The following is a 19,922-nucleotide window of genomic DNA, read 5'->3' as shown; positions in this document are numbered from 1 at the left end:
TCAGGCGCCGCCCTCCTCCCCGGCGGCCGCCGGCTCCGGCACCTCCACACTGCTGTTCCACATCAGGCGGTGGAGCTTCCAGGCACCCTCGATCCGGCGCCAGACCTCGAGGTACTTCCCGTGGTCGATCTCGGTGCCGTCCGGTCCCTTCACCGCGTAGCGGCCCGCCGTGTAGGCGAGGTTGCGGTCCCCCGCCACATCCTCGTTCTGGAGTTCCAGCGTCACGCCCGCATCCGCCATCTCCTGGAAGAAAGCGCGCAGCGCTTCATCCCCTTCGACGGATGCGTGGTTGGGGGGAAGGACGCGGGCATGCGGCGTGAGCAGGCCGAGCAGGCGGTCGACATCGCCGGCGTTGCTCGCCTCCTCCCAGGCCTTGACGTTGTCCAGGAGCGCCTTCTGGTCCTCCGCCTCGTTCCCGCGGCCGAGGCACCCGGCGGCGGCGAGCAGCAGCGCCACAGCCGACAAGGCCGCACAGCGTCTCCACAGGCTCATCTTGACCTCCCCTCCGGCACTCCCCGCACCCGGGGCCTTTTTTAGGCGAGGTAGACGCCCGGGCGCAACCGACTTCCCGCCGCGGCTCACACGAGGAGCGCCACTCCGAGCAGGAGCGCCGCGGTGCCCACCATCGTGACGAAGCCGCCTCCCAGCCAGAAGGCCAGCTCCCGCGTACCGTTGGCCAGGGCCAGGATCCATTTCAGAAGGGCATTGGTCGCGATGGCGATCACCACCGCGATCGCAGCCGCCCCGGGGGCGAGCTGGGTCCGCGCGGCCATGTCCGCCGCCGTGAGCGAAATCGCGCTGGCATCCACCAGCCCGGCCACCGCGCTCGCCAGATACAGCCCGCGGTCGCCCAGGGAGATGGTGGCCGCGCGGGCGGCGAAGAGGACGACCACGAACATCGCTGCGAAGCGGAGCGCCGCCGCCAGCGAGTACGGATTGGGAAGCGCGACCTCGAGTTCCGGGTCGTCCTCCCGCCGCCGGAGGGTGCCGAGCACCCATGCCCCGGCGAGCCCCGCGGCGAATCCCCCGAGCAGAGGAAGCGCGAGAAGACGGCCGAGGCGCGGCTCCACGATCCACACCAGGAACAGGAGCCGGGGAAACTGCACCGCGTTGGCGAGGACACCCGAAACGCCGCAGGCTCGGGTGAGAGCAGGCGTCCGGTTGGCCCGGTCGGCGAGGGAGAGCGTCACGGCGGTGGTCGACACCAGCCCCCCGACGAGAGCGCTGGCAGCGAGACCGCGGTCGCGTCCCATCACGCGCATCAGCACGTAACCGGAGTAGCTGATCGTGGAAACGATGATGACCAGCATCCAGATCTTCGCCGGATTGAAGAAGCCCAGCGGGCCCAGTGGCCGGTTCGGCAGCAGAGGCAGGACCACGAAGACCACCGCGAGGAACTTGAGCGTGTCGTAGAACTCGGCGTCGCTGACCTTTCCCTTGACGAAGTCGTGAAGCGTTCGCTTCGACGCGAGAAGGATGACGAGCACGATCGTGGAAGCGATGGCGAGCCGCTCGTGATCGCGGACGATGTAGCCGAGCCAGAACGTCACCAGCGCGGTGATCTCGGTCGTGAGTCCGATGCTCTCCGGCGATTCGCGGTGGTAGCCGATCGCCACGAGAACCGCGAGCGCCCCGAATGTGGCGAGCGTGAAGCCGACCTCGCCCACCAGGCCGCAGATCGCCCCCAGGAGCGAGATGATGGCGAAGGTGCGAATGCCGGCCGCCGCCCGTTCGTCCGGCTCCCGGTCCTTGTAGCGCTCCACTCCGACGAGCAGGCCGATCGCCAGCGCCTCGGCGAACGCCTTGAACAGCTCGAGGTCGACCGGATGGAACGTTTCGAGCAGTCCGCCCACGGTGCCTACCTCCCGCCGGGTGGAGCCGGTGGGGATATCAATAGTGCCACCAGCGCGGCCGCGCCGCGCCCCGGGGACCGGCAGCACGACGCTCCCGCCCCACCGTCGTAGACTGTCGCGGGAGGAGGGGCGGGGCCTGCCCCCGCCGGGAGGTTGCCCGTGAGCCGAGGACCGGAACCGCTCGAACGTTCCCTGACGGCCGACCAGGTGGCCTGGCGCTGTCCCGCGGAGTGGCTGCCGTTCGAGACCACGGCCGAGCTCGGCGACTGCGCCAGCGCCTACGACCAGCCGAAGGCTGTCGACGCGGTGCGATTGGCGGCCAGTCTGAGGGCACGCGGCTACAACGTCTACGTAGCCGGGCTCCCGGGCACCGGCCGGACATCCACGGTCAGGCGCGTCCTCCAGGAGGTGCGGAAGAAGGGGCCCGTCCCGGACGACCTGTGCTACGTGCACAACTTCGCCGATCCGAGATCGCCGCGCGCGCTCCGGCTCCCCGCCGGGGCGGGCCGGAGATTGAGAGCGGCGCTCGACGCCGCGATCGAGCGCTTCCAGCACGGCCTTCTCGCCCTTCGAGGCTCCCAGACGCACAGGAAGCGGCGGCAGATGATCGCCCGCCGGTTCCAGCAGCAGCAGAGCCGGATCATCAAGGACTTCCAGACGGAGGTCGAAAAGGAGGGCTTCGCCCTCGTCGAGGTGAATCTGGGCAACTTCCGGCGGCACGAGCTCGCCCCGGTCGTCGGGGGGGAACCCGTCTCCATGGGAGAGCTGGACGGCAAGGTCCACGAGGGCGTCATCCCCGCCGAGGAGGCGGAGCGCTTGCGCCGGAGGCATCCGGAGCTCGCCGCGCGCCTTTCGCGCGAAACGGCGAAGCTCCAGGCGCTGGGCCGCGAGCTCGAACGCGCGGTGGCGGAGTTCGACCGGCAGGCGGCCGTTCCGGCGATCAAGGAGATCGTCGGCGGAATCCGAGAGGCGGTGGGACTGGAGGAGGGAGAGCGGCCGGGTCTGGACCGCTTCCTCGCCGACGTCGAGAACTACCTTCTGGAGATCTTCCCGGTTCTCTACGCCCAGGGGGAGGCGGTCCGCACGCAACCGGGCGAGGGCACGCCATTCAGCCCGCTCGACGTGCTCCGCGTGAACCTTCTGGTCGACCGGGCCGAGGAGGACGGACGGCCCCTGGTGGAGGAGGTGGATCCCACCGCGCCCCGCCTGTGCGGTGTGGTCGAAGCTCGGCGGACGCCGGAAGGGGGCCTGCAGGCGGGCCTGTCGAGCATCCGTCCCGGGGCCCTGCACCGCGCCGACGGCGGCTATCTCGTCCTGAACGCGAGGGAGCTGCTGTCGGAAGAGGGGGCGTGGCCGGCGCTCCGGAGGTCCATGCTCACCAACAGCGTCACCCCGGTCAGCGGCAACGCCTCCGAGGGGCCGCCGGTGCTCCTTCCCGAGCCGATCCCGATCGATGTCACCGTGGTCCTCGTCGGAACGGTCGGCACTCACGATCTGCTCCATAGCGGCGACGAGGAGTTCTCCAAGCTGTTCAAGGTGACCGCGCTGTTCGACGACCGGGTCCCGCTGACCGCCGAGATGGTCTACTCCTACGCGTGCTTCCTCGCGCGCGTCGTGAAGGAGGAGGACCTCCTGCCGATCTCCCGGGACGGTGTCGCACGGATCATGGAGTACATGGTCAGGCTGGCCGACAGCCGCCACCGGTTGTCGACGCGCTTCCGCGAGATGTTGGACCTGGCGCGGGAGGCCACCTGGTTCGCGCGGGAGCGGGGGGTCGGCCGGGTGGAGATGCAGGATGTCGAGCGGGCGCTGCGAGCCCGGCGCGAGCGGCAGGGCCTCCTGTCGGGACGCATTCAGGACGCGATCCGGGAAGGGGTGCTCAAGCTGGATCTCGAGGGCACGGCGGTGGGCCAGGTGAACGCGCTCGCCGTCGTGCAGACGAAACTGGAACGGCTGGGCTACCCCGTGCGCATCACCGCCACCGTGGCCGTTGGGGACGAAGGGGTGATCGACGTCGAAAGGGAAGCGGATCTGTCGGGGGAGATCCACACCAAGGCTTCGCTGATCCTGGCGGGGTATCTCCGTTCCCAGTTCGCGCGACGCCTCCCGCTGTCGGTCACCGCGAGCATCTGCTTCGAGCAGTCCTATGGCGGCGTGGAGGGAGACTCGGCGTCGTCGGCCGAACTCGCCGCGCTGCTCTCCGCCCTCTCGAATCAACCGCTGCGGCAGGACCTCGCGGTCACAGGTGCGGTGGACCAGCACGGGAACGTGCTCGCCGTGGGCGGTATCAACGAGAAGATCGAGGGCTTCTGGCGGGCGTGCCGCGAGCGGGGGTTCCGGGGGCGGCCGGGCGTGATCATCCCATCGTCGTGCGTGGCCTACCTCCAGCTTTCGCCCGAGGTGGTCGACGACATCGCGGCGGGCAAATTCCGCATCCACCCGGTGGACAGCGTGGCGGAGTTGATGGGTCTGCTCGCCGGCATTCCGTTCGGTGCGCCGGACGAGAACGGCACGTGGCCGGCCGGAAGCCTGGGCGATCGGGTCTCGCGGCGGCTGTCGCAGATGGCCGAGACGCTGCGCCAGTTCTCCTGAACCGCCTCCGCAACGGTTCGCCGCCGCGCCGGCCGCGGCCCGATCGGAGCTCCGGCCCGCCCGCTCCGGTTCAGTGGACGGGTGCGGCGAGTTCGGCGAGGAAGCGAGCGATCTCGGCCGACTCGTGCATCGGCTCGCCCTCCCTCACGAGGCACGGCACCTGGGTCCGGCCGGCGATGCGCTCCAGCTCGGCGCGCGCCTGCGGGTCCTCCGAGACGTTCCGCACGGGCAGCGACTCGGTGAGCCCGAGGTTCTCCCGCGCAGCGAGCACCCAACGGCAGAAGGGGCAGCCGGTCTTCACGAAGAGCACCGAACCGTCGGGGAGTCGGCGGCGTGCCGGGGGTTCCCCGCCCGGGTGCTCGCGGTCGATCCGCTCGCATTCGGCCACGAGCGCGTCGATGTCGCGTTCGCCCGCGGGCGTCACCGATTCCGCGAACCGCACGATGCCGTCGCGCGAGACGATCACGGTCGCCCGGTCCGTGATCCCCTTGTCCTCGAGGTAGAGCCCGAAACGGCGCGCCACGTCGCCTTTCGGGTGGAAATCGGCCAGCAGGGGGAACGAAATGCCTCCGAGACTCCGTGCCCAGTTGGCGTGGCAGTAGATGCTGTCGACGCTGACACCCAGAACCTGGGTGTGGGCGGCCTCGAAGCGCGCGAGCCGCGCTTGGACCGCCGGCACCTCCCGGCTTCACGTGGGGGTGAAGTCGAGCGGGTAGAACAAGAGCATGAGGTGCCGCGTTTCCAGGATCTTCTTCGAATCGATGGTGCGCCCGAACTGGTCCTGAAGGGTGAAGGCTGGCGCTTCGCTGCCGACGGCGATCATGGAGACCTCCCCTCGCCCGGAGCACCGGGCGACCGGAAGCATCATACCGCGGTCAGCGCACCCGTGCGGGCAGGACGGTGAGCTCGGCCGCCACGACGGCGCCGCCCGCGGCCCTCACGTTCGCCCGGGGGACGGAGAACGCCGGATCACCGGAGGCCAGCGCGCGGAAACGGAGCCGGCAGACCTCTCCGTCTCCCGACAGCCCCGGCCGGCGGCCGAGTCGCGAGTTTCCCACCACCACCGCGCGGCCGGACGAGTCGAGCGACGCCAGAAACGCGGTGGGGGCGCCGTCCCGGCGGAGGAAATCTCCCTCGGCCGCGTCGAGAAACGACACGATCCGGGGATCGAACCGCACGAGAAGGGGGACGCTCGACACCTCGACCGCCGCGGCGAGGCGCACGCTCAGCGTGACGATTTCCCCGGGGGCAACCTCCGCGGGCTCGGGGACGACGAGGATCGCCGTCTCCGCACCCGGTTCCGGGCCCGGGGACTCCTGCGGCGCCGCTGGCTCGCGAGCGTGTTCCGGCGGCTCCCGCTCCGGTGGCTCGCGGCTCGGGGCGAGCGGCTCCGCCGCTTCGCCCGCCGCGGGAACCTCCGCGGGGGAGTCCGGGGGGACGGCCGCGACGAAGCCGGCTCGGCCGGGTCCGCCGGGGGCGGAGTCTTTTCCGGATCCCTCGTTCGTCCGGGCGGGTTCCCCGGCCTCCGGCGGCGCGGGCGCCTCCGAACCGCGTCCCGCGGGACGCGGCACCTCCCCCGGCGGGCCGCCCACGCGTGAGCCGCCCTCGCCGGCCGGCTCGCGGGGCGGGGGGGAGAGCGGGCGAGCGCCGGGAGGAACGCCGGGAGGCCCCGTGGTCGCGCATCCCACCGAGACCAGGACGATCGCGAGCACCGCCCCGGCGGCCGGTCCGAACCCGCGCGGCGTCCCGTGAGCCCTCACGCCTGCCGCGCGATGACCGCCGGTTCGCCGTCGAACACGATCGACGGCACCGGATTTCCCGAGGGATCGAGGGCGGCGGGAGCGCGTCCCTGGGGATCGGCCGCGAAGCGGATCGCCGCCCGGCCCGCTTCCGGGAGGGTGACGCGGAAGCTCACCACCGTGGCCTGTCCCGCCCCCAGGCCGTTGCCCGGACCACCGCCCGTCTTCGTCACCCCGACGGTCAGGCGCGCCCCCGATTGACTCACCTGGGCGACGACGTCCTGGCCCGGTCCGGCCGTGAGGAAATCACCCGCCTCGGCCGATCCGGACACGTACTGCGGGGTGAGATCGCCGCTGAACAGCAGGTCGAAAGCGAACGAGTAGATGTCGGAGCTGGTGGTCGGACCGGTGACGACGACTTCAACCAGAACGGTCTGGTTGTCGATGACCTCCCCGCGCAGCCGGACGAGATCCGGGGCATCCGGAGTGGAGCTTTCCGTGAAGAAGGTGGTGAGCGGGGATTCGAAGAGGATATCCGGCGGGGCTTCGTGGCACCCCGTCGCGAGGAGACCGGTCCCCACCATGACGGCCGCCACCGCCGCCAGCAGCGGGCGGGCGAGCCGCACCCGGGCGAACTCGCCGCCGTTCCGCGTTGTCATGGCTCCACCTCCGCGCCGAACTCGGGGGCGAAAAGGGCGAGATCCTCTCCGTCCACGAATCCGTTCCGGTCGAGATCGACCGTCGGATCGTAACGGGGATCTCCCGCGGCGGCGCCGAACGCCCTCCCGAGGGCGGCGAGGTCGTACCCGTCGACGCGACCCGATCGGTCGGCGTCCGCTGCGGAGGCGCCCGACTCGCAGGCGTCGCCGGCCCCATCGGCGTCGAAATCCAGCTGGTCCGCGTTCGGGGTCCTCGGGCAGTTGTCCGCCTGGTTCGGCACGCCGTCGCCGTCGCAATCCCCCGACGACGGGTAGGAACACAGGTCGATCGCCCACAGTTCCCGGCCGTGCGTGCCGTCGTCCGCCGAGAAGAAGACGCGCGTCCGGCCCGCCAGGAAACGAGCCGGCGCCGATCCGGCCGGGCCGGGTGCGATGTCCTGCACCAGCTCCGTTCCGGCATTCGTCCCGTCGGTCGACCACGGCTCGGCCCCGCTCACCCCGTCGTCCGCGGCGAAGAAGGCTCGCCCGCCCGCGGCGGCGAAGGACGCCGCCCCGGCGGCCATGGACGACGCCGCCCCGGGGGAGATGTCCGCGACGAGGGAGGTTCCCGCGGCGGTCCCGTCGGTGACCCACGGCTCGCGGCCGTGCAGGCCGTCGTCCGCGCTGAACAGCGCCGAGGCGTCCAGGAGCGTCATCCCGGCCGGATCGGAGGAGGCCGGCCCCGCTGCGATGTCGGCGAGGAGCGACGTACCGGCCGGGGTCCCGTCGGTCGCCCACAGCTCGCGACCCTCCGCGGACGTCCAGGCGGTGAAGAGGACGCGCTCGGTGCCGTCGCGGGAGAGGTCGAACAGCCCCGCCGGGTCGGAGCCGCCGGTGCCGGGCTCGAGATCGCCGAGGAAGACGGTTCCGGTGCTCGTTCCGTCGGTGACATAGAGCTCGCGCCCGTGCGTCCCGTCGTCGGCGCTGAAATAGGCGTGATTCCCTGCCGTCAGCAGGATCCTCGGGGAGGAGCCCGCCGCGCCGGGAGCGATGTCCGCCAGTCGCGCCGTTCCGGCCTCCGTCCCGTCGCTCGCCCAGAGCTCCTCGCCCGCGTCCGTCGTGCTCGCGGCGAACAGGACGAGATTCCCCAGCGCGGTGAGGTCGTGCGGCGAGGAGGAGCCGGGACCCGGTTCGATGTCCTTCACCCTCCGCGTTCCCGCCTCCGTGCCGTCGGTGATCCAGAGCTCGCGGCCAGCGCCCGGATCCTCTGCAGCGAAGAACAGGAGTCCGGCGGCGCTCGTCAGGTCCGCCGGATCGGAGCCATGGGGATCGGGATCGCTCCCGGTGCCGTCACGCCCGATGTCGGCCACCAGCGCGGTTCCGTCCGCCGTCCCGTCGCTCCGCCACAGTTCCCGGCCGTGGATGCCGTCGTCCGCGCTGAAGAAGATCGAGCCGCCCGAGGGGGTGAACTCGCGCGGTTTCGAGCCGAGGCCGCTGATCGGCCGGAGATCGCCCAGCGGGACGAGAACCTGGGTCGCGAGGACCACGGCGTACGGTTCCTCGCCCAGCGCCTCCGAGTGAGCCCGGAGCACGATCCGGTCCCCCCCGTCGGCGGTGAACAGGGTGAGGTCCGCGGGCGTCGAGGGCGGCGCGCCGGGATCGATGTCCGCGAACAGCGACGTCCCGGACGGGGTGCCGAAGGTGGCCCATAGCTCGCGGCCGTGGAGCCCGTCGTCGGCGGAGAAGAACAGCTGCTCGACCGGCTCGGTCTCGCCCGTGCGCACCACCTCGGTGAACAGAAGAGGGATCGGGAGGGAACCGTCCTCTCCGGCGATGTCGGCCAACCGCTCGGACTGAGGGGCCGCCGGATCGAACACCCATGGCTCCCGCCCGGAGACACCGTCGTCGGCGACGAAGATCAACAGCTCGCCGAGGGCCACCGCGGTATCGGGCCCGAGGGGCGGCGGAAAGGGGGTCGGGACCGGGCCCGTGCCTGCGGGCGTGCCGTCGGAGCGCCACAGCGTCCGGCCATCCCCACCTTCCCCGGCGGCGAAATAGACGGCACTCCCGGCCGCGGCGAGCACGACGGGATCGCTCCCGGCCGCGCCCGGCCGGACGTCGGCGAGGAGGACGGCGCCGGCGCCGTCGGCGAACCAGGGCTCCCGCCCGTGCGCCTCGTCGGTGGCGGCGAAGAGGATCCCATCGCCGAGCGGGGTGAGCTGTCCCGGATCGCCGTCGAGCGGGTCGGCAGCCCCCGGAGCGGCACCCGCCCCGCGGCCGACGTCGGCGACGAGCGCCGTTCCCCCCGGCGTGCCGTCGGTTCGCCACAGCTCGCGCCCGTGGTTCGGGTCCGCGGCGGAGAAGTAGACGAACCCGCCCGCGGCGGTGAAGCCGAACGGCGACGAGGAATCCGTTCCGGGAGCGATGTCGGCCACCGGGAAGGTCCCGGCGGCGGTGCCGTCGGTTCGCCACAGCTCGCGGCCGTCTTCGTCGCGGAAGGCCGAGAAGAGCACGATCCCGGCGAAGGGGAAAAACTCCCGCGGATCGGAACCGCGCGCCTCGTCGCCTTCCTGCGGCGGATTGACGTCGAGAAGGAGGTGCGTGCCCGCCTCGGTCCCGTCCGTGACCCAGGGCTCCCGGCCGTGGGTGCCGTCGTCCGCGCTGAACAGGACGAGCCCGCCCGCCAGGGCGAAACCGGCCGGCGAGGAAGAGGCCTCCCCTGGATCGATGTCCTTGACGAGCCGCGTGCCCTCCGGCGTCCCGTCGGTCACCCACAGTTCGCGTCCCGTGCCGGCGGGAGAAACGCCGGCAGCGGACCTCTCGGTGGCGGCGAAGTAGAGGAGACCGCCGGCGGCTCCGAGCGGCCGCGGAAAGGACGTCTCCGTACCGGCCGCGATGTCGGCCAGCAGTACGGTCCCGCCCGCCGTTCCGTCGGTCACGAACAGCTCCTGGCCGTGGAGCCCGTCGTCGGCCGCGAAGAAGAGGCGCGTGCCGTCGGAGAAGAGCGCTTCGGGCCGCGAACCCGCGAGTCCCGGCGCGATGTCGGCCACCATCCGCGTTCCCGCGGCGGTGCCGTCGCTGACCCACAGTTCGCGACCGTGAACTCCGTCGTCCGCGGTGAAGTAGACGGCGCCGCCGGCGACCGTGAGGTTCGTCGGGGAGCCGCTTCCCGCTCCCGCCTGGATGTCCAGAACCAACTCCGTCCCGCCGGGCGTGCCGTCGGTCCGCCACAGCTCGCTACCGTGCGCCGGGTCCTCGGCGGCGAACAGAACGATCGAGCCGAAGCGGACGAGATCGTGGGGGAAGGAGGAAACGCCCGATCCCGCGGTTTCTGGCGACCGGAGGTCCCTGACGAGCGCCGCCGGCGGCCCGCCTGCAGCGGGCGGCACGACGATGAGCGACGCCAGGGCGGCCGGCAAGAGCTGGCGCGGAAGGGTGGGCAGTTTGAGGGTCATCGGCGCCTTCCGGACGGCTCGGGAGCCGCCGGAGGGTACCGCGAAGACGCGCGAAGCTGCAAACCGGCCCCGGGTGTCCCCGCGGCGGTGCGAACGCGGTGCCGGCTGCGGGGAAAGAGGGATCCCCACCGCCGCGGAGGGAATTGCCGGAGCGCGGCGCTCGTCAGCGCCCGCGGGCTCGCCGTCGCGCGGCGAACTCCGGGGCCTCCCGGAGACAGGTGGCGAGGATCCCGAGCGATTGGCGAAGAGCGCGCAGCCCCGTCTTCTCCAGCTCCGCCGGTTCGTCACCGACCTCGGGAAAGCCGAGTTCGTCGGGGCTCAGCTTTTCCCAGTTCCGGAACAGCCGCCCCCACTCGCTGTCGAGCGCCGCCCGCATCATCCGCTTCGCCTTCAGCGGATACCAGAAGCTGTCGTGGTACAGAACGCTCGCAACGTACGCCCACGGCGCGAGCACCGTCTTCAGCGACCACTCGACCGGTTTCTTCAGCGGGCCCCAGTAGATCTTGTGCTGCATGCGGGAAGCGAAGGTCATTCGCTTGTACGGTCCGTCGAAGCGCCAGTTCTGTGCCGCGGCCCTCTCGTCGCCGGCGATCTCGATCTCCCGCGGATCGCCGCATCCGAGTCCCAGATCGTGCGCGAGACGGATGTACTTGATCGAGAGGGGGTCGAACCCCATCATCCGCGCCGCCACCGCGTCGATCGCGACCTGGTCGGCGGATGCCAGGATCACGTTCTTCACGTGCGGCACCATGCACCGCGGCCCGGGTCCGTCCCCGGCGAACGTACCGTCCATCACCGCGAAGACCCCCCGGTGGATCTTCTTCTGGATCATGAGAAGGTCGACGAGCGTTTCGTGGATCACCGGGTGCGTCCAGTGTCGGTGCTCGTTCAGCAGCCCTCCGAAGGCGTTCTTCATCGCCCCGGTGGTCGTGGTGAACACGTGGGTCTTGACCGTCGGCAGGTGGATGATGTTCTCGCCGATGAACCGCTTCGGGATGTGGAAGCCTCGGGGATAGACGTCGTTCAGGCACAGGAACCGGTCGGCGAGCTCCCCGACCGCATCTCTGATGTGGATCCACTCCTCGCCCTCGTAGAGATGGATGTTCCTCAGGCCGTGCGCCTGGAGCACCGCGAGGTGCTTGTTCTCGCGCTCCCCGAGGTGGGCGTCGATCACGACCGTCCGGTTGTGGCATCCGTGGATCAACGCCGGATCGTACCCGTCGGCCTTCATCGCGCGGATCACGCCCTCGAGCTGCCAGGGCGTGGTGGAGCTGGCCGGATAGAAGAAGTGCCACGAGATGTTGATCTTGAGTGCCGTGTCGGCTGAGCGGTCGATGACGTCCTGGTACCCCGCGAGGTTCATCAGGCGGTGGTAGTCGGCGAAGACGGTGCGGGGGCGGGTCTGGAGGACGGCGACCTTGCTGCGGCTCATCGGCGGGCCTCCCGGCTCGGCTGGTTCTCCCGCGGCTGAGCGGCGGGCCCGGCAAGTATGTCCGGGCGGGGCCGCGCCGGCCACGGGCACGGGCCCCCGGTCACACCGCCTCCGCTCCGGCGGCTCCGGACCTCTCCCCGGTCCCGGGCATCCCGACGTAGACCTCGGTCTCGACCAGCGCGCAGGGCTCGCCGCCCGCGTCGATGGCCTCGACCGCGAAGCGCCGGGCGAAGCGCCCCTCGGACGCGAGAGCGTCGCGGGCCTCGGCGAGGTCCCGGTCCGTCAGCGCGAACTCCAAGGTGAGGTCGGAGGCGGCCGGCTTGAGGTAGCGGATGGAGGCACTCTTGAGCCACACGTGCACGCGGAGACCCTCGCGCGCGAGGGCCTGCCAGTAGAGCACCGCGTAGATCGGATCGGCGGCGGCGAAGATCGAACCGCCGAAGATCGTTCCGGCGTGGTTGCGGTTGAACAGGCTCTTGCGGACTCGGACCTTCGCGTGGCGGAACCCCGGGCCGATCTCCACGACGCGGATCCTCTGGAAGAGGAACGGCGGGTAGAAGTTCAGCAGTCGCCGCAGTTGCCGCTCGTTCATCCGGCGCGGGTGGGGGCGCCCCATCGGTTCCTCCGGCGTCGAAGCGTGATCCTGCACGGCCGCCGGCGCAAGGCGGCCTTCGTTGCGGTCGCCAGCGGGAAGGCGGTCTCCCGGGGTGATCCCAGCGGATCGGCCGGCCGGATCCTGCGCGGGCGGGACGACCGCCCCCTCCGCGGGCCGAAGGCGGAGGCGCCGCCCTCCGCTTCCGTCCCGTCCCGCCGGTGGGCCGCAGCGAGCGGAAGGTGCTTCCGCGACGGTGCGCGCCGGCGCCCAGTCCCGCGAAAACCCGTGGCTTCCGCGCGCCCTGACTCCTCGAGCGGCGAGTTCGGCCGGAACCTCCCAAGCCACAACGACTTGCAGAGGAAAACGCACCATCGCGGGTGCACCTCGGAACGAACGCCCGGCCGCCGGGGGGCCGGACGAGCCGACCGCCGGCCGAAAGCCCCCTCCGCCGCTGCTTCGGGAGGCCGCCCGCGTCCAACGGAAAGAGGCCGCGCCGCCTGCGGGCGCATCGATTTCTCGGGCACTCGCGCCGGCTGCCCGGAAACGTCCGGGCGCCGGCGCCGCTTGACCCGGGGGCCCCGCGATGCCACAAGGGGCGCGGCGGTCGCTCGGCCCGCCCCGGGCGGGTCTCCACCGATCGAGAGGCGTCGTCGTGAGCGTGACCTACAAGGACTACTACGCCATCCTGGGCGTCGACCGGAAGGCGTCGACCGAGGAGATCAAGCGCGCCTATCGCCGGAAGGCGCGCGAACTCCACCCGGACGTCAACAAGTCCCCCCGGGCGGAGGAGCAGTTCCGGGACCTCAACGAGGCCTACGAGGTTCTCAGCGATCCCGAGAAGCGGGCCCGCTACGACCGGCTCGGCGCCAATTGGAAGCACGGCGCTCCGTTCGAGCCGCCTCCCGGCTTCGAGGGATTCCGCGTCCACGTCGGCGGCATGGGGGATCTCGGCGACATCTTCGGGTCCGCCGGAGGCGGCGCCGGGGGAAGCGGCTTTTCCGATTTCTTCGAGACCCTCTTCGGTGACCTGGGGCTGGGCGGTTTCGGCCGCACCCGCACGCACCGGCCGCGCGGCCGGGACGTCGAAGCGGAGGTGGAGTTCGGACTGTCCGACCTGCTCCATCCGGGTCCGCGCAGGATCACGGTGGGCGTTCCCGGAGCCGGCGGGAAGGTGGAGCGGAAGACCGTGACGGTGAACCTGCCTCCGGGACTGCGGCCGGGACAGAAGCTGCGCCTGCCCGGGATGGGCGGCGGGGGACAGCCCGGCTCGCCCCGCGGAGATCTGTACCTGAAGATCCGGCTGCGCCCGGATCCGGCGTTCCGCATCGAAGGTGACGACCTCGTGACCGAGGTCGACGTCCCGGCACCCCTCGCGGTGGTCGGCGGCCACGTGGAGGTGCCGACCCCCGAGCGCCCGGTGAGAGTCCGTGTCGCGCCCGGGACTTCGACGGGGACGACGTTGCGCGTGCGCGGCCGCGGTCTTCCCCGGAAGGACGGCGGGCGCGGCGATCTGCTTGCGCGAGTCCGCCTCGTGGTGCCGAAGCACCCGACGCGAGAGCAGCGCGAACTGTACGAGAAGCTCGCCCGGCTCGAGCGATCTTGAGGCCGGTGCCGATAGGCCGATGACTCGGAGAGGTGAACGATGAACCTGGAGAGATTCACACAGAAGGCGCAGGACGCGCTCGGTGAAGCGCAACGGGAGGCGGTCCGCCGTCACCACCAGCAGGTCGAGGACCTCCACCTTCTCCGGGCGCTGCTCGATCAGGAAGGCGGGCTGGTCCCGCCCCTGCTCCAGAAGGCGGGTCTTTCGGTGCCGGCGGTGGCGGCCCGCACCGACCAGGCGCTCGAGCGGATCCCGCAGGTGACCGGCAGCGGGGCCGCGTCCGCCTCGCTGACGATCGGTCCCCGGTTGCAGCGCGTCCTGCTCGCGGCGGAGGACGAGGCGAAGGCGCTCAAGGACGAGTACGTCAGCGTCGAGCACCTGCTGCTGGCCATGGAGGCGACGGGCGTCGAAGCCTGGCAAGTGCTGGCTTCCGCCGGACTCGATCGCAACGGCCTGCTGGCGGCGCTCCGGGCGGTACGCGGGGGCCAGCGGGTGACGACGCGCGATCCGGAGAGCACCTTCCAGGCGCTCGAGAAATACGGGCGCGATCTCACAGCGCTGGCCAGGCAGGGGAAGCTCGACCCGGTGATCGGCCGCGACGAGGAGATCCGCCGTGTGATCCGCGTCCTCGCCCGCCGGACCAAGAACAACCCCGTGCTCATCGGCGAGCCGGGGGTGGGGAAGACCGCCATCGCCGAGGGCCTGGCGCGGCGGATTGCGCAGGGCGACGTCCCCGAATCGCTCCGCGACCGCCGCGTGGTCCAGCTCGACCTCGGCGCTTTGATCGCGGGCGCCAAGTACCGCGGTGAGTTCGAGGAGCGCCTGAAAGCGGTTCTCAAGGAGGTCACCGACTCCGAGGGTGGGATCATCCTCTTCATCGACGAAATCCACACGGTGGTCGGAGCCGGAGCCGCGGAGGGGGCGGTCGACGCCGCGAATCTCCTCAAGCCGATGCTGGCGCGCGGGGAACTGCACTGCATCGGCGCGACCACGCTCGACGAGTACCGCAAGCACATCGAGAAGGATCCGGCGCTCGAGCGCCGCTTCCAGCCCGTTTTCGTCCAGCCGCCCTCGGTCGAGGACACGATCTCGATCCTGCGCGGACTCAAGGAGCGCTACGAGGTGCATCACCGGGTCCGGATCCAGGACGCGGCGCTCGTCGCGGCCGCCACGCTGTCCGACCGGTACGTCTCCGATCGCTTCCTTCCCGACAAGGCCATCGACCTCATCGACGAGGCGGCGGCCCGGCTGAAAACGGAAATGGAGTCGATGCCCGCCGAACTCGACGAGCTCCAGCGGCGCGTGACGCAGCTCGAGATCGAGCGGGAGGCGCTGCGCAAGGAGAAAGACGAGGCGTCGCGGCGCCGGCTGGAGAAGATCGAGAAAGAGCTCGCCGATGCGCGAGCCGAGCTTGACGCCCTCAAGGCCCAGTGGGAGGAGGAAAAGGCGGCCCACAAGCGCATCGCGGACCTGATGTCCGAGATCGAACGGGTCCGCCTGGAGATCGAGAAGGCGGAGAGACAGGGCGAGCTGCAGCGGGCCGCCGAGCTCAAGTACGGCCGTCTGCCCGAACTCGAGCGCAGCTTGCGGGAAGCGGAGAGCGCCGCGCACGCCGAGGATCGCCCGCATCTCGTGCGAGAGGAGGTCTCCCCGGAAGACATCGCCGAGATCGTCTCCATGTGGACGGGCATCCCCGTGGCTCGGCTGATGGCCTCGGAGAAGGAGAAACTCCTCCATCTCGCCGACGAACTGCACAAGCGCGTTGTCGGGCAGGACGAGGCGGTGCAAGCCGTCGCCGACGCCGTGGTGCGGGCCAGGGCGGGTCTTTCCGATCCCAACCGTCCGATCGGGTCGTTCCTGTTCCTCGGCCCGACCGGCGTCGGGAAGACGGAGCTGGCGCGCTCGCTCGCTGAGGCGCTGTTCGACGACGAGCGCAACATGATCCGCATCGATATGTCGGAGTACCAGGAGCGCCACACGGTCGCACGTCTGATCGGCGCGCCTCCGGGATACGTCGGGTACGACGAGGGCGGACAACTCACCGAGGCGGTCCGCCGGCGCCCGTACTCGGTCGTGCTCTTCGATGAGATCGAGAAGGCGCACCCGGAGGTGTTCAACGTCCTGCTCCAGGTGCTGGACGACGGCCGGCTCACCGACAGTCACGGCCGCACGGTGAACTTCAAGAACACGATCCTGATCATGACCTCGAACATCGGCTCCGACGTCATCCTCGAGCGCTTGTCGGCCAGCGGCGCCGACGCGTCGGTGTTCGAGGAGGTCCGCGGAGCGGTGCAGGAACTCCTGAGGCGCCGGTTCCGGCCCGAGTTCCTCAACCGGATCGACGAAACCATCGTGTTCCGGCCGCTCTCCCGCGACGACCTCCGGCGGATCGTCCAGCTTCAGGTGGACCGGCTCCGGGAACGGCTCTCCGACCGCCGTCTCGAGCTGCTTCTCACTCCGGAGGCCGAGGACTTCCTCGCCGAGGTGGGGTTCGACCCGGTCTGGGGGGCTCGGCCGCTCAAGCGCGCCATCCAGAGGCACCTCGAGACTCCGCTCGCGCGAAAGATCGTCGCGGGCGAAATCGAGGACGGCGACGCGGTCACGGTGGACCGCACCGACGGCGGACTGACCTTCACCGTCAGCCGGCCGGTGACGACCTGACGGGTCCCCCGTTCAGGAAGCGGAGGCGGGCGCCGCCCCCGCGGCCTTCGCCTCCGCATCCCCCTCCTCTTCTTCTTCGAGGAGGGGATACTCGATCCGCCAGTCGGGCAGTTCCCGACCGCCTCCCTTGAGGAAGTGATCGAACCAGCGCAGCATCCGCAGGTTGTAGTCGTAGCGTGACGCAGCCCTGCGATTGCCATGACCCTCCCCGGGGTACAGCACCAGCCGCACAGGGACGTCTCCCTTGCGCTTCAACGCCCGGTAGAGCTCGTGAGACTGGCCGGGATTGACACGCGGGTCTTCCTTTCCGTGCAGGATCAGCAGCGGTGTGTGCGCCTTGGCCGCATGCATCACGGGGCTCCGGTCGAGGAAGAGCTCCAGATTGTCGAACGGATGGGCGAGCCAGTGGACGAGTTCCATCTCGCGGGGGATGTCCGACGTCCCGAACTTGGAAAGCTGGTCCGAGATCCCGACGAACATCACCCCCGCCGCGAAATGGTCGCTGAACTTCGTGGCGCCGAGCGCGGTGAAGTAACCGCCGTACGAGCCTCCCGTGATCCCGACCTTGGCGCGGTCGACCAATCCGCGGGCGACGAGGTGCTCGATGCCGTCGATGACGTCGAGGAACTCCTTGCCCCCACCGTCTCCCTGGTCGGCCTTCGCGAAGGCCACACCACGGCCGGTGCTTCCCCGGTAGTTCGGGTAGAAAACCGCGTAGCCGCGGGCGGCGGCGACCTGCCCCGGGTAGGAGTAGCGCGTCAGCCAGCCGTTTCGGTAATGGTACTCGGGCCCTCCGTGCGCCACGACGATCAGCGGAACCGTCCGTCCTTCCTCGCGCCGGAGCGGGTGGATCAGGAGCCCCTGGAGTTCCAGGCCATCCCGGGCGGTGTAGGTGACGATCTCCTGCGGCGCCAGCTCGACTTCCGAGAGCCACGGGTTGCTGTCGGTCAGCCTCTGCGGCCGGTCGGGCGCCGACGGCGGCAGAACGAACAGCTCGCGGGGGTGACGGGGACTGTCGCCCACGGCCACGACCGTGCGTCCGGCGCGGTCGGCGTGGATCGAGTACAGGACCGGTCCGTTGGCGCCGTCCCCTTCGTAGAGGATGCGGTTCGCGGAGGAGCCGGGGCCCACGAGTCCGACGCGGGTGCCCACGCCCACGCTCGCGAGGTAGAGAATCGCGCCGTCGGCCCGGAACGCAAACGCTTCGACGTGACCCCGATTGCGCAGCTCCGGGAGAAGGTCCCGCGGCGTTCCGCCCGACGCGGCGACGGCCATGAGCCGCCCCTCTCGCGGGTCGTTGATGTCGACCCCCGAGACCAGCACGATCGTGTTACCGTCCGGGGACCAGTCGAACTGACCCAGCTTCCCCGGATTCTCGATCCGCGCGACGACCTCCCCGCTCTCCGCGTCGACCACGGCGAGCCGGCGGAACATATAGCGATCGTCGGTCAGCGGAGTCGGTGAAAGATCGGTGAGGAGCTTCGAACCGTCCGGTGAGAACCGGACATGCCAGGGCTGTCCCTCGAGAGCGAGCTTCCGCGCCTCGGTCACCGGCTCGTCGCCGTCCCCGAGCTGCGCCAGGTAGATCCGGCGCGGCTGCCAGTCCTCCTCGTAGATCTCCTGGTTGAATCCCTTGTCCCGCTGTTCTTCGATCTCCTCCGGGAGCGGCTCTGACGCGACGAACGCGATTCGCGTGCCGTCGGGGCTCCAGTCGAAGCTCGTGATGTCGGTCTCGTGTTCGACCAGCTTCCGGGACTCTCCACCGTCGACCGGGATCGCCCAGATCGCGGTGTGCTCGTCGTCCCCTCGCTTCGACAGGTAGGCGATGAGACGGCCGTCGGGGCTGAAGCGCACGTGCGACACGGAGACATCGCCCCCCACGAAGGTCCTCGCCCCCGTACCGTCGGTCCTGACCACGTGCAGCTCGACCCAGGCGGGCCCGTCTTCGTCCTTCCCCGGCTGCCGCGGCCGCGCGAGCGTGAAGGCGATGATCTCCCCGCCGGGCGAGATCCGGGCGCTGGTGACGTCCCGGATCTGCGCCACCTGTTCGGGCGTCAGGCCCGCCCCGGCCGCCGTCGCGGGGCCGAATGCGCCCACCCACACGAGAACCGCCAAGATCCCGATCCGCCTCATCCGGTTTCCTCCGCGCGGGCCGCGCCGGCGTCACCGCCGTCCCTGGGGGATGCTCCGCGGGGCCGGCAGCGTCTTCGGCCGCTCGATTTTCAGAAGAAAGAAATCGGGTTCGATGGGCCCCGGCAGGAGCATCGCGGTGTATGGCTCGCGGCCCGGAACGTCGAAAGTCAGCTTGTCGCCGCCGCCCAGACAGAAGCGGCGGGCGAAGAGATAGGCCGCCGCCTCCGGCCCCGGCTGAGCTTCCCGCAGTCCGTTGAAGTAGAAGTCCAGGTCATGCTTCCTCTTCGGGTCTCGGAGGTCGGCGGCGAGCCGGGAAGCCGGCAGGCCGTAGGGGTACCAGTTCCACGCGAAGGCGACGTGCTCCTCGGCGACGGGCCTCCGCCAGTCGTCTCCGTCCCCCGCCACGTAGGCCGCGTTCAGGTCGGGCACCAGCGGCGCCGACGGAACGGCGGGTAGCTCGCTCCAGCGGCCGCTGCGCAGATCCAGCGCGAACCGCCGGCCCGCGAGCGTGATCGCCTCCCAGCGCGCCTTTCGCGGGAGAAGGTCGATCCGCGTCGCGTCCGGCAGCCGGAGCGCACCTCCGTGCGAGATGGACAGAGACCACAGCCCGCCGTCTCCCTCGCTGGCGAGCAGCCGGTCGCCGGAGATCCAGAAGTCGGTGTAGGCGCCGCTGGGAGCGGTGATTCGCACCCGCTCCCGGTTGCGGACCCGGGTGATCGCCACGGAGTAGCCGAGCGGGGAGACGAATCGCGAGCCGTCCTGCTCCAGCCGCGCCGGGGGAAGTTCGGTCTTCCAGCGCCCCTCCTCGAGGCGGTATTCGAGCCGGGTGCCGTCGGTCCGCTCGACCCGCACCACCGTTCCGTCGGGGAGGCTCTCGAGGTAGCGCTCCCCGATCTTGAAGTTGGTCTCGGCGCGGGCCACCGGGGGCAGGGGGGTGCCGGGAGCGGGCAGCTGCTCGGCCGGGGGTTCCCCGGCGCCGAAAGCGGGGAGCGCCGCGGCCAAGGCCAGGAGCGAGGCGGCGAGGGACCTGGGTTCGGGAAGCATGGCGCCGATTCTACGCACGCCCGGCCGGGGGCGCCCGTGATGCCACCCCGCTGTGGTCGGCACCGGCCGGGAGCGGATATCTTAGGGGCGTTCCGGAGAGCCGGGTCGGCCGGCCCGCTCGCGGCCCGGCGCGGGGCGACCGCCCGGGGCTTCCTGCGGGGTCGGGGTCGGCCGGAG

The 19,922-nt window shown here is 70.9% G+C and carries 13 protein-coding genes and 1 pseudogene; 3 read left to right on the top strand and 11 right to left on the bottom strand.

The features are described from left to right. The 3 genes and pseudogenes from D6718_07640 to D6718_07630 form a co-directional block, all read right to left on the bottom strand. The gene (locus D6718_07640) at positions 1-693 is read right to left on the bottom strand and encodes a nuclear transport factor 2 family protein (protein ID RMG45416.1); all 693 of its coding nucleotides are present in this window, start codon (positions 691-693) and stop codon (positions 1-3) included. Then, complete coding sequence (locus D6718_07635) at positions 579-1,310, bottom strand: DUF4010 domain-containing protein (GenBank protein ID RMG45433.1); 732 nt, start codon at positions 1,308-1,310, stop codon at positions 579-581. Before D6718_07635 ends, D6718_07640 begins: the two co-directional genes overlap by 115 nt. 135 nt (positions 1,311-1,445) lie before the next feature. Next, positions 1,446-2,141: pseudogene (locus D6718_07630) on the bottom strand (MgtC/SapB family protein). Between D6718_07630 and D6718_07625 the strand changes: the two are divergent. After that, positions 2,007-4,445, top strand: a complete 2,439-nt coding sequence (locus D6718_07625; GenBank protein ID RMG45415.1) for an ATP-binding protein — start codon at positions 2,007-2,009, stop codon at positions 4,443-4,445. The pseudogene D6718_07630 and the gene D6718_07625 sit on opposite strands and share 135 nt — an antisense overlap. A 70-nt stretch (positions 4,446-4,515) precedes the next feature. Here D6718_07625 and D6718_07620 read toward each other — a convergent pair whose 3' ends face one another. The 6 genes from D6718_07620 to D6718_07595 all read right to left on the bottom strand — a co-directional run bounded on the left by D6718_07620 (position 4,516) and on the right by D6718_07595 (position 12,676). Then, a complete protein-coding gene (locus tag D6718_07620; protein RMG45414.1) occupies positions 4,516-5,124 on the bottom strand; it encodes a hypothetical protein in 609 nt (202 codons plus the stop codon). A 9-nt stretch (positions 5,125-5,133) separates the two neighbouring features. Further along, complete coding sequence (locus D6718_07615; protein ID RMG45413.1) at positions 5,134-5,313, bottom strand: hypothetical protein; 180 nt, start codon at positions 5,311-5,313, stop codon at positions 5,134-5,136. Between the two features lie 7 nt (positions 5,314-5,320). Then, positions 5,321-6,442 carry a hypothetical protein gene (locus D6718_07610; GenBank protein RMG45412.1) on the bottom strand — a complete coding sequence of 374 codons (1,122 nt, stop codon included), beginning with the start codon at positions 6,440-6,442 and terminating at the stop codon, positions 5,321-5,323. 397 nt (positions 6,443-6,839) lie between these two features. After that, entirely contained in the window at positions 6,840-10,277 is a 3,438-nt protein-coding gene (locus tag D6718_07605) for a hypothetical protein (GenBank protein ID RMG45411.1), read from the bottom strand. Between the two features lie 163 nt (positions 10,278-10,440). Continuing rightward, a complete protein-coding gene (locus tag D6718_07600; GenBank protein RMG45410.1) occupies positions 10,441-11,709 on the bottom strand; it encodes a DUF362 domain-containing protein in 1,269 nt (422 codons plus the stop codon). 100 nt (positions 11,710-11,809) lie between these two features. Further along, positions 11,810-12,676: a DUF4442 domain-containing protein gene (locus tag D6718_07595; protein RMG45409.1), complete on the bottom strand. Its 867-nt coding sequence runs from the start codon at positions 12,674-12,676 to the stop codon at positions 11,810-11,812. A 211-nt stretch (positions 12,677-12,887) separates the two neighbouring features. Between D6718_07595 and D6718_07590 the strand changes: the two genes are divergently transcribed. Both D6718_07590 and clpB read left to right on the top strand, forming a co-directional pair. Beyond that, positions 12,888-13,907 (top strand): hypothetical protein, encoded by a 1,020-nt coding sequence (locus tag D6718_07590; protein RMG45408.1) that lies wholly within the window; start codon positions 12,888-12,890, stop codon positions 13,905-13,907. Positions 13,908-13,946: 39 nt separating this feature from the next. Further along, entirely contained in the window at positions 13,947-16,568 is a 2,622-nt protein-coding gene (gene clpB / locus D6718_07585) for an ATP-dependent chaperone ClpB (protein ID RMG45407.1), read from the top strand. Between the two features lie 12 nt (positions 16,569-16,580). Here the strand turns inward: clpB and D6718_07580 are convergent, their stop codons facing one another. Beyond that, a complete protein-coding gene (locus tag D6718_07580; protein RMG45406.1) occupies positions 16,581-18,701 on the bottom strand; it encodes a S9 family peptidase in 2,121 nt (706 codons plus the stop codon). 30 nt (positions 18,702-18,731) lie between these two features. Further along, positions 18,732-19,745 (bottom strand): hypothetical protein, encoded by a 1,014-nt coding sequence (locus D6718_07575; GenBank protein RMG45405.1) that lies wholly within the window; start codon positions 19,743-19,745, stop codon positions 18,732-18,734. Positions 19,746-19,922: the final 177 nt, after the last annotated feature.

Source organism: Acidobacteriota bacterium (assembly GCA_003696075.1).
Taxonomy (GTDB): Bacteria; Acidobacteriota; Polarisedimenticolia; order J045; family J045; genus J045.
This window is presented reverse-complemented; position numbering and strand designations above follow the sequence as displayed.